Source organism: Longimicrobium sp. (assembly GCA_036389795.1).
Taxonomy (GTDB): Bacteria; Gemmatimonadota; Gemmatimonadetes; order Longimicrobiales; family Longimicrobiaceae; genus Longimicrobium.
The window spans coordinates 1-15,858 of the sequence record DASVWD010000190.1 but is presented as its reverse complement, the minus strand read 5'-3'; the positions used below and the strand labels follow the sequence as shown (position 1 = coordinate 15,858).

The window sequence follows — 15,858 nt, the reverse complement described above, 5'->3', positions numbered from 1 at the left end:
CGTACCTGGGAGACGTCATCGGCGCGGAGGAGCGCCTGCTGCGGCTCTACGACGACGCGCTCGCGGAGCTGACGTCGGCCGGTGAGCCTTTGCCATAGCCACCTGCGCGGTCGAGATCCCCCGCGCGAATCCGCAGGAGCTTCAGCGCGATGTTGACGTCCCACCAGATCAGGCCGTAGAAGCCGAGGCCGAAGACCGTGCCCAGCGTGGTCTCTCCGGCGAAGAACAGGTTCATCCCCCGGTACAGGACGAACACGAGGAGGGACGAGACCACCACCGTCAGCGCCAGCGCCCGCGAGACGAGCCCGGCCCGGTACGCGGCGGCCGCGAAGAACGGGTAGACCAGGGTGCCGCTGAGGGTGTCGCACACGAGCTGGGCCAGGAAGACGGCGCGAGAGAGGGTCCTCGCCATCGCCTCCAGGGCCGGCCGGGCTTCGGGCGCCGCCGCGAGGTAGGAGACGCCGAAGTCCCGCGCCAGCGCGACGGTGAACGCGTCGACGCCGATTCCCAGGGCCAATCCCACGCACCAGAAGACGAGCGGCCAGAGCAGGGCCGGCGCCCGGCCGCGCAGCAGGCTGTACAGCGCGATCGCCTCGGGGAGGATGAGGACGGGGTAGATCAGCCACAGGACTTCCCGCAGCGTGTACAGGCCCGCCGCGCGGCCGAGCCGCTGCAGCCCCTCCGCGCCGGCCAGCGGCAGGGCCTCGGAGCCCAGCCCGCCGACGCTGGACACGACGATGCCGGCGAGCAGCGCCGCGTTGCCCAGCAGCACGCTCGCCCCGCTCAGCCGCAGCGCCGCTACGCTCGGAACTCCGGTCTCGCGCATCGCCTTCCCTCCGTACTCGAGCGAGGGTACGTACGCCCAGCGCGGGAGACGGGATTCGCAGCCGCTGGAGATCTGGTGATGGCGAGCCGGAAGGGGGACCCGACGGGTCAGCGAAGCTCCTTCACGCTCGCGCGGAACGCCTGGTACTCGGGAGTGTCCCGAACCGGGGCTCGGCCGCGCGGGGCAGGGGAGGCCGCGATGAGCGCGCGGGTGTTGTGGACCCGCTCCTCGCTGGTCGGGTGGGTGGAGAACCACTGCTCGAAGGTGCTCGGGCGGCGCTGCTGCTCGCGGAGCAGGTCTTCGAAGAACGTGGCCATGCCTTCCGGGTCGTACCCGGCGGCCCGCAGGATCCCGACTGCGCGCTGGTCCGCCTCGCGCTCGGCGTCGCGCCCGTACCTGGCGAAGACGGCGGCTCCGCCCCCCTGGATCGCGATCTGCTCGGCCAGCCCCGGCTCGCGGTCGAGGACCAGGTAGACGAGCCTGACGAGCAGGCCGGCGCGCTGCCGCTTCTCCACCTGCTCCAGCCCGTGCCGCTCGGTCACGTGGGCGATCTCGTGCGCGAGCACCCCCGCGAACTCCGCGAGCTCGTCCGCCTGCTCGACGAGCCCGCGGTTGACGAAGACGTGCCCGCCGGGAATGGCGAAGGCGTTCACGTCCGGCGAGTCCACCAGGTGGAACCGGTACTCCCTCGCGGACGAGTCGGCGTGCTGGACCAGGGCCGCCCCGAACCGGTTCAGCGCCGCGAGCGCACCCGGGTCCTGGATCAGCGGGATCTCCTGCGCGATCGCGGCCGCGTACTCGTCTCCCAGGCGCTCCTCTTCCTCGACGCCGATGCTCCCGGCGCAGGCGCCTGCGGCCAGGAGCACGGCCACGAACATCAGCCGGCGTCGCCGGGAGGGGTGTTGCGCAGTGCGCCGGAGAAGAACGGCCATTTCGCTGCAGGCTCGCTTTCGTGCTCGCTGGTTCACCCGTGCGGCCGCTCGCCGGGCGAGTTGCATGCCAGTCGGCCGGCGCGGTCCGAGGTGCCTTCGAGATTGTCCAGACCCCTGTCGCGTGCAGCTGTGCTCGCGTATCGTCCCCTGTCCCGCGCTGGTCGAATCACCCCGCGAACCCTGTCGACATGATCTCCCGCATCCGTCTTCCGCTCCTCCTGCTGGCGCTGCTGTCGTGGGCGAGCACGGTCGCCGCGCAGCAGCAGCCCACCGTGGTGATCCTGGTGCGCCACGCCGAGAAGGTGGCGCCCAACCCGCCCGACGGCGACCCCGAGCTCACCGAGGCGGGCCGGGTGCGCGCCCGGGCGCTGGCCGACGCGCTCGCCGACGCGGGGGTGGACGCCGTCATCACCAGTCAGTTCAAGCGCACCCGGTTCACGGCGGCGCCGCTCGCGGAGAAGCTGGGCCTCACGCCCGAGATCGTCTCCACCAGCGGCGCCCAGGCGCAGCCCGAGGCCGTGGCGCAGTCGATCCGCGCGAACCACGCCGGGCAGACGGTGCTCGTCGTCGGCCACAGCAACACGATCCCAGCGGTGATCGCCGCGCTTGGGGGCCCCAGGCTGGAGGAGATCTGCGACTCGCAGTACGCCGACTTCTTCGTGCTGGTGCTGGGCGCGGGCGACCGGCCGTCGCTGATCCGCTCGACCTACGGCGCGCCCTCCCCCGCCCCGGGCCCGGAGTGCCAGCGCGCCATGCGGCAGTAGCCGTCCGCCACTCCCGAGACACGAGGCCGGCCGCGCGGAGTCCGCGCGGCCGCCGTTTTTCATCCCCGGAAGAAGATCGTTGACCGGCCGGCATCCCGCGTGTATGATAATCAAAGTTATGGTTATCGTATTCACCCGCTCCTGCGCATGACGATCCACGCACCCCGGCAGGCCCGCAGCGCCGCCTCGCTCGACCGGCTGCTGGCGGCGGCGGAGGAAGTGCTCCGCGAGCGCAGCTTCGACGAGGCGGGGCTGGCCGAGATCGCCCGCCGCGCCGGTGCCACGGTGGGCGCGTTCTACGCCCGCTTCCCCGGCAAGGAGGCGCTGCTGCGGCACCTGGAAGAGCGGCTGTACGCCGGCGTCGACGCGCTGGTCGCCGCGAAGGCGGGCGCGCTCGCCGCGGCGGCGCGCCCGCTCCCGGCGCTCGTGCGCGAGCTGCTGCTGGCCACCATCGCGTTCTACCGCGAGCACCGCGGCACCCTGCGGGCGCTCACCCTGCGCTCGCGCTCGGACGCGGAGCTGCGCGCGCGGATGGACGAGACCAACCGCCGGAATCTGGCGGCGCTCGCCCCCGCGTTCGCTCCCCACGCCGCCCGCATCCGCCACCCCGATCCCGTCGAGGCCGTCCCCTTCGCCGTGCTGATGGCCGCCCACACCCTGCGCGAGGCGGTCCTCTTCGGCGAGCCGTGGCTGGAGCGCGCCGGGTGGGCGGACGAGAAGCTGGCGGACGAGCTCACCCGCGCCGTCCTCGCCTACCTGGGCGTGAGCGCGGACGCGGACGAGGTCCCGGCCGGCTGACGGACAAGGCGGTGACCGGTGCGCGCCGATCCGGGCGCGTCCGCGGTCTCTCGACACCCCGGCGGGAGGAAGCCATGCCGCTTTCCGGCCCACGCGCGGTCTTGGCCGCCACGCTCCTGGCGGCGGCCGGCTGCGGCTCCCTCCCCGGCGCTGTGGGGCGCACGCCGCCGCCGGGGCTCGCCGCCTGCCGGGTGGCGGGCCTCGAGGAGACGGCCTGGTGCGGGACCGTGCGGGTGCCGGAAGACCGCGCCGCGCCGTCGGGCCGGCGGATCGCCCTGCGCGTGGTGGTGCTCCCCGCCCGCTCGCCGCGGCCGGAGCCCGACCCCGTGTTCTTCCTGAGCGGCGGCCCGGGGCAGGCGGCCACCGGGGGCGCCGCGGCGCTGGCGCGGGAGCTGGCCGGCGTGCGCGCGGCGCGCGACCTGGTGCTGGTGGACCAGCGCGGCACCGGCGGGCCGGACCGGCTCTCCTGCCCGCTCGGCTCCCCCGCCCGCAGCCTGCGCGCGTGGACCACCGGCGAGTTCCCCGCCGACCGGCTGGCCGCGTGCCTCCGCGAGTGGCGGGCGGACCCGCGCCTCTACACCACGGAGCGCGCGGTCGAGGACCTGGACCAGGTGCGCGCGGAGCTCGGGTACGGGCGGGTGAACCTGGTGGGCGCCTCCTACGGCACCCGCCCCGCGCTGGCCTACCTGCGCCGCTTCCCGGACCGCGTGCGCACCGTGGTCCTGCGCGGCGTCTACCCCGCCTTCGCGCCGCTCCCCCTGCACGTGTCGGCCGACGCGCAGGCGGCGCTCGACCGGCTGGCGGCCGGCGCCCCGGGACTGCGCCGGGACGTCGAGCGCGCGCTGGCGCGGGCCGACAGCGCGCCCGTCCGCCTGCCGCTGGAGGCGGAGGACGGAGGGGCGCCCGACACGCTCCTGGTCACCCGCGGCGTGCTGGCGGGCGCGCTCCTCTTCGCGCTCTACTCCGCCGAGCAGGCCCGCGCGATCCCGGACGCCGCCCGCGCCGCCGCCGCGGGCGACCCCCGCCCCTGGGTGGAGCTGGCGGCGGGCGGGACGATGCTCCCCGTGCTCGAGTCGCTGAGCCCCGGCGTCTTCCTCTCCGTGGTCTGCGCGGAAGACCTGCCGCAGGTCGACTCCGCCGCCATGGCCCGGGCGGCCGCCGGCACCTTCCTGGGCGACGTGCTCTACCGCAACTTCGCGCGCGCGTGCGCCGGGTGGCCGCGCGGCGCCCCCCCGGCCGGCCACGCCGACCCGGTGCGCTCCGACGCGCCGGTGCTGGTAATCAGCGGCGACGCGGACCCGGTGACGCCGCCGCGCTGGGGCGAGCGGGTGCTGGCCACCCTCTCCCGCGGCGCGCACCTGGTGCTCCCCGGCACGGGACACGTCCCCTCCTTCCCCCCGTGCGCGCGCCGGGCCGCGGCGGAGCTCGTCGCCCGCGGGAGCGCCGAGGGGCTGGACCTCTCCTGCGCGCGAGACGCGGAGACCGCCACCGCCGGGGCCGACACGCTCCCCGTCGCCGCCGACAGCACCGGTCCGCCGGCCGACGTGGCGGGGCGGTGGGCGCTCTTCTGGCGGACGGACGAAGGGCCGCGGGAGAGCGGGTGGATCGAGCTGCGGCAGGCGGGCGACTCGGTGGGGGCCACCCTGCACGGGCAGGGGAGCCTGGAGGCGGCGGGGACGGTGCGCGGGCGGCTGCTGGTGGTGTCGGGGCGGCGGATGATGGCGCGCTTCGAGATCCGCGCGGCCGTGCAGGGCGACACCCTGCACGGCGAGCTGCGCGTCCTCGCCCTCCGCCGCCCCTTCACCGCCGTGCGCCGGCGCTAAAGCGCGGACGCCGGCGAGGCGCCGGCCGCGGGCGGACGAACGCCCGCCCCTGCGTCCGTCCGCGTCCGGTGCGCGCGCGGTCCGGGCCTACAGCCCGCTCACCGCGAAGGCGGACTTGGTCGTCCCCGCCAGGTCCAGCCACCCCGCCTGGAGCTGGAGCGCGCGGAAGACCCGCTCCGTCCCCTTCACCGTTTCGAGCGGGAACTGCTCCAGCGCACCGGCGCTCTCCGCCAGCGCGTCGTAGTCGAACGAGAACTCCCCCACCATCGGGAAGCCGGTCATCGTCTCCTGCAGGTACCAGAAGCTCAGCGCCATCTTGACCGGGGCGTCGCCGCCGAAGCGGAAGCCGCCGACGTGCAGCACCACTTCGTGCGCCGTGAAGCCGTTCGCCACGACCACCTCGGTGTCGCCGGGAATGCCGAGCTCGCCCAGGCCGGGGAAGACGGCCGCCACCCGCTCCACGGTGGAGAGGTCCAGCCCCGCCTCCACCTTCTCCACCGACGCCGAGCGGGAGAACTGGCTCACGAACGCGGGCAGGACGTCCTCCTCGAACTTGTCGCCGTCGAGCTCCGCCCCCGCCGGCGGGACGGGAGCGACCTTCTGCACCGCGGCCGCGTACCGGTCGGGCCCGCGGTACTTCAGGTTCAGCTGCCGCTTCTTCTTCTCGCGCACCCGCAGGATGAAGCCGTGGCCGCGGAACCCCATCTCGGGCGTGTCGAGGAACGAGGTGCGACGCGTCTTCGGCTCCAGGTTGCCCCCGTCGATCTTCTCCTGGGGGACGAAGACACCCTTCTCCTTTTCGATGATGAACTTCACCAGATCCAGGTACGCCTTGCCGCCCTCGCCGCGCTCCTGGAAACGGCTCGTGTCGAGCATCAGCTTGTACTCGCGCGAGGTGACGGGGAGGTTCTGGTCGGCCATGGTCGTCGGTCCGGGTGGAAGAGGTGGAGGATGAGACCGCGCGCAGCAGCGGCGAGGTGCCTTCAGGATTGGATGGCCCCGCGCGGGCCGTTTCGCGACGACGGAAGGGCACGCGGCCGGTCGCGCCGCGTGCCCCTCCTCGCGATCCCGGGCCTGCGCCGGCGCTCAGCGCCGCCGGTCGCGATCGCGGCTCTCGCCTCCTTCCGGCGCGCGGCCCGGGGAGACCAGCTGCGGCGGGGCGGGGATGCGGCGCAGCGGCGTCACCCGCGCGCCGGAGAGCGCGGCCTCGCCCAGGCGCGCGTACGCGGGTCTCGGCGCGGCCCCGTCGCGCACGAGTGCCTGAAGACACTCGCTGGAACCACGGAAAGCCTCGCAAACCCCGCGAGGCTTCAACCGCGGCACCTCGTCTGCGCGGCACCTGGTTTCGTCGCGCGAAGCGCCGAAGTCCCTCTCCCGCGCAACGTCGCGCAACGGGGAGGGACAGGCGCCTCAGGCGCCAGGGAGGGGGCCCCGCGCGCCTCTACCGCGCCAGGTGCTTCTGCTCGCCGACGGCGTAGGCTTCGCAGAGCCACGCGCGGACCTCGCCGTCGATCTCGCCGGGATGGCGGATGCGGAAGTGGTGGACGTGGTTGCGGGGGGAGAGGCTCTCGATCTTTGTGAAGCGGGGGTGCTCCAGGCGGCGGGCGAGCACCACGTGCGCGTCCAGCCGGTCGGCATGCACGGTCACGGCCGAGAAGATCATCCGCACCTGGAAGCCGATACGCGTCTTCGCGGGCGCCAGGACCACGGGCCCGCACGCCTCCACCGCCTCGGCGAAGCGGCGGAAGAGCTCCGCCGCGTGCACGCCCTTCCCCGCCAGGTGCTGCTCCACCGTGGCGGCCGCGCACGAGTGCGGCTGGTTGCGGTTCGCGAACGGCCGCCCGCAGCGCGGGCACCGCCAGAGGGGTGACGGCTCATCCAGGCTCCGTCGGCGGTAAAAGGGGGACGGGCGGCAGCCCGGGTGGGCTACGGCATCGTCACCAGGGCTTTTCCCACGCCTCCGCATAAGCACAGAGATCGGCCAGCGACGGCACCTGCGGAACGGCGTAGCGCGCGCAGACGACGTCCACGTTGCCTATGCGCCAGAAGCCCGGCGGGCAGCAGACGACCAGCTTTCCCGTGCGCGCGAACAGGCCGAGCTCCAGCAGCGTGACCGGCGCCCGCGTCTCCGGCGCGAAGTACATCAGGATGCCGTCCGCCCGCTCCTGCGCTTCCAGCTCCCACGTCACCTGCGAGGAGAACTGCGGGCTCGCGATGTCCTGCTCCCACGTCGCATCCCACTCGTCGCGTCGCGGATTCAGGATCGTGATGTCGCGGTGGCGTACTGCCGATTCGATGGCCTGCTGCCAGTTCGCGGCACTCCCCATCTCGATCGAGCCGGCCAGGAACAGGGTGGGAGTCTCGAAAGCGGCAGGGAGTGGCGTGGGGGGCTTGAGGACACGTGCCATGGTCACCCTCGCCGACGGAATACCCTTCAAGCCTACGAAGCGCGCTTGAGCGGCCGGATGGTCTCGATCTCCTTCCCCTCGGCCGAATGCAGCGCGTGGTACAGGTCCCACCGCTGCTGGAGGTTCAGCCAGAAATCGGGGCTGGTGCCGAAGTAGCGGGCGAAGCGCAGGGCGGTGTCCGGCGTCACGGCGCGCTTGCGGTTCACGATCAGGTTGATGCGCTGGAACGGGACCTTGATGTCGGCCGCGAGCTGCGACTGGCTGATGCCGAGCGGAGCGAGGAACTCCTCCTGGAGCATCTCGCCCGGATGAGTCGGCGGGCGGTGCGTGGGAACGCGTACCATCTGCTGAACCTCCCCTCTCTCGCGACGTGCTGCCGCGCCGCGTCAGTGGTAGTCCGTGATCTCGACCTCGGCCGGCCCCTGCTCGGTCCAGCGGAAGCACACCCGGTACTGGTCGTTGATCCGGATCGAGTGTTCTCCCTTCCGGTCGCCCTTCAGCTCTTCCAGCCGGTTTCCCGGCGGGGCGGCCAGCTCCTGCACGGTCGCGACCGAGTCGAGCTGGTCGAGCTTGCGCCCGGCGACCTTCCACAGCGTCGGCGGTCATACCCTTCGCGCGACCTTCGTGTCCCGCCCTTCGAACACATCCTCCGTGCCCTGGTTCTTGAACGAGATGATCACGAGTTCAGACTGTGAGGATTATACCGTGCGGCGGTATAATCGTCAATAGGAGAGAGGCGCGTCGCCCACTCGCGCGGGCGACGCGTCCATGCGGGAATCCGCAGAGGTTACGGCCTCTCTCCCGGCTCCACAAGTGCACAAACCGAACGCGTTCGGCCGGTGGCGCGTCCGGATGCGTAGGGCGTTCCCATGAGGCCAGCGAGGGCCCGCGGAGCGCGTCCGCGGGCCCTCGTCCCGTCACCCGGCTGCGAAGATCACCGCCCCGGCGCGGGGCGGGTCTCCACGATCACGCGCTCGGTTTTGCCGCGGCCGAAGGTCTCGGGGCTGTACATCTCCTCGGCGTGCGGCGGCGGGACGATGAAGAGCCCCGGCGTGGTGGCACGCGCCACGTACGAGTAGGTGTACACGCCCGCCGGCAGCAGGCTGGTGAACGCCTCGGCGCGGTTGTCGCGCAGGTTCTGGTGCTCGAACCACCCGGGGCGCCACCAGCGCACCTCGGGCGCGCGGCCCCGGCGCACCCCCTGCGTCGTCTCGGACCCCGGCTGGGCGCCCTGCAGGTCGGGGTTCACCGGCTCGAAGCCGGCGGGGAGCGGGTCCGCCAGCGCCACGTGCACCCGCCGCGACGGCGCCGTCATGGTCACCGTCACCCGCACGCGAGCCCCGGCCCGCACCCGCCAGCGCCCGTCGGGGCCCAGCTGCACGTCGGCCGGGTCGTCCACCGCCTCGTAGGTGCGCTCCACCACGAAGCCCGCCTCGAGCGGCGCCACGTCCAGGTCGCGCGGCGCGTAGCGGAGCCCCGCGCGGTAGTACAGCCGCCCCGGCCCCTCCTTCCCCACGGTGAGCGACTCGGGCCGGCCCTCCTGCACCACCCGCATCGGCACCGACACCAGGGAGCGGTCCGTGCTCCGCCCCCGGAACTCGTGGCCGCCCGCGTAGCGCTCGCCCAGCCACACGCGGGCCACGAAGGCGGGCGTCTCCGCCTCGTAGGTGCGGAAGTAGCGGTCGAGCGCCAGCAGCACCCACGCGTTCTCCTGCGTGTCGTTCCACCGCCCGCGCTTGCGGTGGCCCAGCAGGCCCCGGACGACCTTGGGGACCAGCGGGTTGTCGCGGTCGGCGGCGACGAGCGCCTCCAGCACCACGCCGTCGGTGCGCCGCTCGGAGTGCAGCAGCAGGTACTCGCCCTCGCTGTAGCGGGTGGCGAAGGTGGCGGTGGACGCCGTCTCCGTGGCCCGCGAGCTCAGGTAGCGCAGGAGCGAGTCGCGCTCCGCGGCGAGGCCCGGCTTGCCGGCCGAGGCGGAGAGGAGCCACCCCGCCACCTCCAGCGGGAGCGACGCCCGCCACTCGCGCGCCCCCGCCGGCAGGCGGTCCAGCGGCGGCTGCGCCAGGTAGCGCCGCACGTCGTCGTCCACCCGCTCGCCCATGCGGGCGCGCACGTAGATGGCGTAGGCGTGCAGCGCGCGCTTCACGTCTTCGGGATACCAGCCGGGCACGTTGCCGGGGACGCCGCGCAGGTAGCCGAGCGCGCGCCGCCACGTCTCGTCGGGCACCGCCCACCCCTTCTCGCGGGCGCGGGTCAAAGCGTGGGCCGTGTGGATGCTCACGTACGGCCACGACGGCTCGCCCTGCTTCCAGAAGCCCCATCCCCCGTCGCTGTTCTGCAGCGCGGCCAGCCGGCGCACGTCGGCCTCCACGAACGCCGCCAGCTCCGCGGGCGCCGGCATCTCCTCGGCGCGGAAGGCGGCCAGCACGTCGCGCAGCGAGGCCACCGCCAGCACCCGCGAGGCGATCTGCTCGGTGCACTCGTACGGGTAGCGCACCAGGTACAGCAGCGCGTCGGTGAGCTCCTGCAGCGCGGTGGACGAGGTGGTCACCTCCACGCCGCCGAACGCCGGGATGGCGTCCGCGGGGACGTCGAGCGGGAGCGTCTCCACGCTGTCGCCCGCCAGGGAGCCGTAGGCGGCGAACGCCTCGGCGGTGGCGGGGGTCCACACCGGGAGCACCACCTCCGCCGCATCGGCGCGCCCGCCGCTCGCGGCGGCCACCTGGAAGCGGGCGGGGCCGGCGCGCACCGCCTCGCCCGGGAGCCGCACCTCCACCCGGTCGTGCGCGGGGACGGTGATGCGCCGCCCCGGCTCCGCGAGCGCGACGCCCACGGCGCGCGCGGCCACGTCCACCTCCAGCGCCTCCCCGGTCTGGTTCTGCACCACCACCGGCAGCTCGAAGCGGTCGCCGAAGTTCAGGAAGCGCGGCGCCGAGGGGCGCACCATCAGCGGCTGCCGCACCGTGAGCGACGACTCGCCCACCCCGTAGCGCCGCCCTCCCTCCACGGCCACGGCCACCACGCGGTAGCGGGTGAGGTTGGAGGGGAGCTTGAACGGCAGCCGCACCCGCCCGTCGGGCCCCGTGGTGAGCGCGGGCGCGAACACCGCCAGCGGATCGAAGTTGGTGCGGATGGCGATCGGCTGCGGGGCGGCCTCCCCCCCGGCGCGGACCCGGGCCGCCATCGGCGGTGGAGGCGGCGGAGCCGTGGGCGCCGCCATCTCCGCCACCGCGTACTGGTCGGCGGCCTGCCGCCGCTGCACGTCCACCCCGGCGCCGGTGGCGACCAGCCCCTCCAGCGCGAGCGCCCCTCCCGCCAGCACGGCGTCCAGCCGCGGCGGCGCGGCGTCCCGCACCACCGTCACCTGCCGCACGGCCGGCTCGGCCCCGATCCGCTGGAACGTCACCCGGTACGAGCCCGGCGGCACGTTCTCGATGCGGTAGCGGCCGTGGACGTCGGTGACGGCGGCCAGGGCGGTCCCCTCCACCCGCACCGCCACCCCGGCGAGCGGCCGGCCCTCGCGCGCGTCCCGCACCCGCCCCACCAGCGTCCCCGGGGCGGGCTCGAAGTCGGGCGCCTCCACCCGCACCAGGCGGCGCAGGAACGTCTCGGTGGTCAACGCCGGGCGGGGGCGGTAGAAGACGTCCAGCGGGTCGGGGAGGCGGTAGCCGGTGAGCGCCAGCACCGCCTCGTCCACCACCGCCACGGCCACCTCGGCCCCGGCCACCGGGCGCCCCGCGGCGTCCTTCACCTCCACCGTCACCTCGCCGGGGCCGTCGGGCTCGGCCACCGAGTCGGCCGGCACGGGGGCCACGGTGAGCGCGCGGGTGCGGCGGGAGACGGCGAGGTCGGCCTGGCCCACGGCGAAGTCCACCCCCCGCGCCCGCGCCGGGTCCTGCCGCCCGTCGCCCGCGCCCACGAACTCGAAGAAGAGCGAGAGGTTGGGGACGTCTTCCTCCCCGACCGGCAGCCGCACCGAGGCGGTGGGGCCGTCGGTGGGGACCTCCTCCACGCGCACGATCTCGCCGCGGCGCACCGTCATCACCCCGCGGGTGGGGTGGAAGGGAAGCCGGAGCAGGAGGCGCGCGGTGTCGCCCGGGGCGTACTCCTCGCGGTCGGGGATCACCTCCACCTGGCCCGGCGCCACCTCGTCGCCCGGGCGCGCGGCGATGAGCGGGTCGCTCCCGCGCACCCACACGCTCAAGCGCGTGAGCGTGGGCCGCCCGCGCGCGTCGGTGGTGGTCGCCGTCACCCGGTAGGTGCCGCCCTCGCCGCCCGGGGGGATCGTGCAGCGCACCGGCTGCGCCTGCGAGACGAGCGAGCACGCCCCGGCCTCGGACTCTTCCTGCCGCCAGGAGCCGGCCACCCGCCGCCAGGCGGTGCGGCGGACGCGCACCTCCACCGGGCGGCCGGCGACCGGCTTCCCGTCGAGGTCGACCACCACCAGGTCCAGCTCCAGCGGGTCGGTGCGCTCCAGCCAGGTGCGCTCGGTGCGCACGCCCACGTAGACCTCGGCCGGGTGCACCAGCAGGCGCTCCTCGGCCGTCCAGGTCTGGCGGTTGACGTCGGTGACGGTGGCGTTGGCGGTGACGGCGAAGGCGCGCGGCGGCACGGCGCGGTCGAAGTCGATGCGGAGCGCGCTCTCGCCCGTGGCGCCCGTCTCGGCGGTGAGCGTGCCGCTCCGGGCGCGGTCTCCGCTCTCCTCCCAGAAGAAGGGGCCGCGGCCCTCGGTGCCGAAGCGCCAGCGGTCCCACCCCGGCGGGGTGTAGCCGGCGGGGACGGCCTGCACGTCCCAGCGCACGGGGGCGCCCGGGAGCGGGCCGCCCGCGAAGTAGGCCGCGCGCGCGGTGACCTCGGCGGCGGTGCCCACGAAGTAGGGGCCGGGGTCGGCGGACGCGGTCACCGTGTACTCGGGGCGGCGGAACTCCTGCACCAGGAACGAGGTGCCCCCCTCGCGCCCCGGCACCTCCCGGTCCGTCTCCAGCGTCACGCGGATGATCCCCTGCCCCAGGTTCGATCCCTCGGGGACGACGAACTCGGCGTCGAAGCCGCCCAGCGCGGTGAGGCGCGCGGTGCCGCGGGCGATCTCGTTCCCCCGCGGGTCGCTGACCGTGTAGGCGACCCGCTCGCCCAGGTCACCGGGGAGGCCGGGGGCGGCCGTCCACCCCTCCAGCCGGCGCACCCACCCCTTGAAGCGCACCCGCTCGCCGGGGCGGTACAGGTTGCGGTCGGTGAAGAGGTACCAGACGGCCTGCGTCTGGGCCGTGCCCCGCGCCCAGCGGGCGGGCCCCGCCTGGCTCTCCTCGGGGAGGATGGCCGCGTCGGCGCCCAGGCGGGCCACCAGGTACGCGGGCGGGTCCTGCGGGCCGCGCCGGGGGAGCGCCAGGGTGGCGATCCCGCGCGCGTCGGCCGTCCCCGCCAGGCGGTAGGGGGCGAGCTCCAGCGCGGCGCCCGCGAGCGGCGCGCCGTCCACCAGCGAGGTGGCCCACCCCAGCAGCTCCTCGGGGTCGGCGTACGCGGAGAGGCCGATGCGGGTGGACTGCACCCAGACGTACGACGCCTGCCGCCGCTCCTGCTGGGTCCCCCCCTCCACCGCCTCCACGGCCACCACCGCGTGCCCGAGCCCCCCGGTGAGCGCGGGGGAGACGTCGACGAAGGTCTCGCGCGTCTCGGCGGGCCCGGCGTCGATGGTGATGGTGCGGTCGACGACGGAGGTGCCCGGGAGCGCGGCGGGGCGGCCGTCCTCGCGCCGCCCCTCGAGGCGGGCGAACGCGGGCCAGTCTTCCGGCGCCACCCGGTGCACGCGCACGCGCAGCCGCCGGAAGTCGTGGCTGAGGAACGAGACGGAGCGCGAGCCGAGCGGGTCCAGCACCACCAGCCGGTCCGGCCCCACCAGCTGCGCCTCGGGGGCGCCCACGTCGAAGGAGACCGTCCGCGCGGCGCCGAGCGTCTGCCCGAAGCGGTCGCGCACGGCGGGGTCCAGCCGCACGGTGTAGCGGGTGTTCGGGCGCGCGCGGCCGCGGATCATCAGGTTGTTCCCGTAGACCTGGATCTCCAGCCCCGGCAGCGCGGGCTCCACGCGCACCCACTCGTCGCGCCACGCCCCCTCGTCCAGCGGGTTGTTGAACTGGATGCTCCACGGCATCCCCGGCCGGCACGGGCCTCCCCAGCTGCAGACCGAGCGCTCCACCCGCAGGCGCCCGTAGGTGCGGAACTCGAACGCCTGCTCCGCGTCCGTCCGCCGCGCCCCCTCGGCCGAGGGCGTGCCGGGGCCGATGGAGACCACCACCGGCGCGTCCGGCGGGAGGGGCCGCGCGGGGCGGAAGGCGATCCAGCGCGCCGGGTCGAGCCCGGCCACGCGCGCCTTCGCCTCGGCGTCGGCGTCGATCTCCGCCTGCGTCGCCAGGCGGACGGGGACCTCGGCGCCGGCGGCGCACAGGCGGACGGTGCGCAGCACGGCGGCGGGGTCGACGCGCTGGTCGAAGGCGACGATCAGGACCGGCTCCAGCCCGGCGGGGCCGCCGTACGGGAAGCCGCCCGTGGCGATCGGCGCCGGGGTGGCGAAGGTCCAGCGGACGGGCTCGGCGAGCGCGCGCCCCGCGGCGGAGCGGGTGCCGGCGGGGACCTCCACCGCGAACTCGGTGGCCATCGGCAGGCGGCCGGCGGGCTCGAACTTGAGCGTGCGCACGTCGATCCAGCGCCAGCGCCCCGGCGGCTGCGGGGCGAGGCGCACCGGCACCTCGCGCCCGGCCAGCTCGCCCACGGAGGCCAGGGGGACCATCGGCTGCGAGAACGAGACGGTCACCTCGGCGCCGGTCTCCACCTCGCCCTCGGGCGCGCGGCGGACCACGGAGAGGGCGGCGGTCCCGGTCGTGGCCGGGCGCCCGGCGGCGAGCGAGTCGCGCGGGGGGAAGGCGGCCAGCACCGTGCGCCCCGTGCGCGGCGCCGGGAAGGTGGCCGCGGGGAAGGCGAACGAGTCCGCGGGCGAGGCCTGGTCGACGAGCGGCGGGAGCCGCTCGAACAGGCGCCGCGCCTCGTCGTCGGTGAGGCGCCGCCCCTCGGCCGTGGCCGCGGCGTAGGGCCGCGCGCCCGCGCCGGGGGAGAGGCGGAAGCGCAAGCCCGTGCTGTCGCCCCCGGTGTCGGCGCGGACCGGGCCCCCGCGGTAGCCCGGGTAGAGCGGGGGGACGCGGACGGTGCGCGGCTGCGGCTGCCGCTGGGCGGCCGCGGGGTCGGGGAGGAGTGCGGCCATGGCGAGCAGCGCCAGCGCGAAAGTCGTGCGGCGGGTGGAGGTCATGCTTCTCCGGGTGGGTCGGCGGGTCGCGAGGGTCCGGCGCCGGAGTGCCGACGTGCCCCGGGTGGGGGGCTCCGGCGCGGAAGCGGTTCGGTCGGGTCAGCCGAGGAAGCGCGCGCGCACCTCGGGCGGCGGGAGCATGCAGGCCTCGGTCTTCCCGAAGATCCGGTAGCGGTGCCTGGCCACCAGGTCGTAGAAGAAGTCTGCCACCGGCCGGGGGACCACGAGCAGCGGCCAGAGCACCGGCCACGGCGCGTCCATCCGCCGCGCGATGCGGCACGCCGCGCGCGACTTGCGGTACGCCCGCCCGCCCTCGACCAGGACCACGGTGTCGAGCGCGTCCTCGGGCATCCCGTGCTCGCGCAGCATGGCCTTCCCGGCGTCGGACTGCAGCGCGGCGAAGCGGAAGCGCCCGCGCCGGTCGTTGCGCAGGATGAGCTGCACCGAGCGGTTGCAGAGGCCGCACACGCCGTCGTACAGCACGATCGGCCCGGCGTCGTCGGCCGGCGGCCCGGCGGGTTCAGGCATGGCGAGGCTCCCCCTGTCGAAAAGGTCCGGGGACAACATACTACACGCCGCGGCCTTCCGCGCCGCCTTCCGTTCCGGCGTGCCGCGAGGAAGAGAACGGCCTGATCGGAGTGAATCTGACGGAGGGGCCCTCTCCCCCGCGCGACCCCTGGTCGTTCGTTCCTCACGACCAGGGGTCGCGCTCCCCTCTCCCAGACTGCGGGAGAGGGGAAACACCTCGGCGCTTCGCGCGACCGGATGCGGAGCGAAGGGGCGGCGGGTGAAGCCTCGCGGGGTTTGCGAGGCTTTCCGTGGTTCCAGCGAGTGTCTTCAGGCACTCGCGATGCCGGCGCCCGAGCGAGACCCCCGCGTGAGGGATGCGCGCCCGACAGGGCCGGGACCGTGGCGGCCGGGCAGTTTCGGCCGACGCGGGCCCGGCGCCGTTGGGCACAGCGGTATCGTGCCCTACGGCGCGCGCAGCCCGGCCCGGAGCGCAGCGGAGGGACACG

General features: G+C 75.2%; 13 protein-coding genes. 3 read left to right on the top strand and 10 right to left on the bottom strand.

What is annotated here, in order from left to right:
• Nucleotides 1–46: 46 nt before the first annotated feature.
• Both VF746_23305 and VF746_23300 read right to left on the bottom strand, forming a co-directional pair.
• Nucleotides 47–826, bottom strand: a complete 780-nt coding sequence (locus VF746_23305; GenBank protein ID HEX8695359.1) for a hypothetical protein — start codon at nucleotides 824–826, stop codon at nucleotides 47–49.
• Between the two features lie 107 nt (nucleotides 827–933).
• Nucleotides 934–1,704 (bottom strand): M48 family metallopeptidase, encoded by a 771-nt coding sequence (locus VF746_23300; protein HEX8695358.1) that lies wholly within the window; start codon nucleotides 1,702–1,704, stop codon nucleotides 934–936.
• Nucleotides 1,705–1,946: 242 nt separating this feature from the next.
• Here VF746_23300 and VF746_23295 point away from each other — a divergent pair, with 242 nt between their 5' ends.
• From VF746_23295 to VF746_23285, 3 genes are all read left to right on the top strand, one after another.
• Nucleotides 1,947–2,522 carry a histidine phosphatase family protein gene (locus VF746_23295; protein HEX8695357.1) on the top strand — a complete coding sequence of 192 codons (576 nt, stop codon included), beginning with the start codon at nucleotides 1,947–1,949 and terminating at the stop codon, nucleotides 2,520–2,522.
• A 147-nt stretch (nucleotides 2,523–2,669) separates the two neighbouring features.
• On the top strand, nucleotides 2,670–3,320 hold the full coding sequence (locus tag VF746_23290; GenBank protein ID HEX8695356.1) for a helix-turn-helix domain-containing protein: 651 nt from the start codon (nucleotides 2,670–2,672) through the stop codon (nucleotides 3,318–3,320).
• Between the two features lie 74 nt (nucleotides 3,321–3,394).
• A complete protein-coding gene (locus VF746_23285) occupies nucleotides 3,395–5,143 on the top strand; it encodes an alpha/beta fold hydrolase (GenBank protein ID HEX8695355.1) in 1,749 nt (582 codons plus the stop codon).
• 87 nt (nucleotides 5,144–5,230) lie between these two features.
• Here VF746_23285 and VF746_23280 read toward each other — a convergent pair whose 3' ends face one another.
• From VF746_23280 to VF746_23245, 8 genes are all read right to left on the bottom strand, one after another.
• Complete coding sequence (locus VF746_23280; protein ID HEX8695354.1) at nucleotides 5,231–6,064, bottom strand: hypothetical protein; 834 nt, start codon at nucleotides 6,062–6,064, stop codon at nucleotides 5,231–5,233.
• A 165-nt stretch (nucleotides 6,065–6,229) separates the two neighbouring features.
• Nucleotides 6,230–6,397: a hypothetical protein gene (locus tag VF746_23275; protein ID HEX8695353.1), complete on the bottom strand. Its 168-nt coding sequence runs from the start codon at nucleotides 6,395–6,397 to the stop codon at nucleotides 6,230–6,232.
• A 187-nt stretch (nucleotides 6,398–6,584) separates the two neighbouring features.
• The gene (locus tag VF746_23270) at nucleotides 6,585–6,935 is read right to left on the bottom strand and encodes a DUF5655 domain-containing protein (protein ID HEX8695352.1); all 351 of its coding nucleotides are present in this window, start codon (nucleotides 6,933–6,935) and stop codon (nucleotides 6,585–6,587) included.
• 145 nt (nucleotides 6,936–7,080) lie between these two features.
• Nucleotides 7,081–7,551 (bottom strand): nucleoside 2-deoxyribosyltransferase domain-containing protein, encoded by a 471-nt coding sequence (locus VF746_23265; protein ID HEX8695351.1) that lies wholly within the window; start codon nucleotides 7,549–7,551, stop codon nucleotides 7,081–7,083.
• A gap of 32 nt (nucleotides 7,552–7,583) precedes the next feature.
• Nucleotides 7,584–7,895 carry a HigA family addiction module antitoxin gene (locus tag VF746_23260; protein HEX8695350.1) on the bottom strand — a complete coding sequence of 104 codons (312 nt, stop codon included), beginning with the start codon at nucleotides 7,893–7,895 and terminating at the stop codon, nucleotides 7,584–7,586.
• Between the two features lie 42 nt (nucleotides 7,896–7,937).
• Nucleotides 7,938–8,144, bottom strand: coding sequence for a type II toxin-antitoxin system RelE/ParE family toxin (locus tag VF746_23255; GenBank protein HEX8695349.1), 207 nt, complete (start codon nucleotides 8,142–8,144; stop codon nucleotides 7,938–7,940).
• Between the two features lie 341 nt (nucleotides 8,145–8,485).
• Nucleotides 8,486–14,845: an alpha-2-macroglobulin family protein gene (locus tag VF746_23250; protein HEX8695348.1), complete on the bottom strand. Its 6,360-nt coding sequence runs from the start codon at nucleotides 14,843–14,845 to the stop codon at nucleotides 8,486–8,488.
• A 96-nt stretch (nucleotides 14,846–14,941) separates the two neighbouring features.
• Nucleotides 14,942–15,370, bottom strand: coding sequence for a thiol-disulfide oxidoreductase DCC family protein (locus tag VF746_23245; protein ID HEX8695347.1), 429 nt, complete (start codon nucleotides 15,368–15,370; stop codon nucleotides 14,942–14,944).
• Nucleotides 15,371–15,858 lie beyond the last annotated feature (488 nt).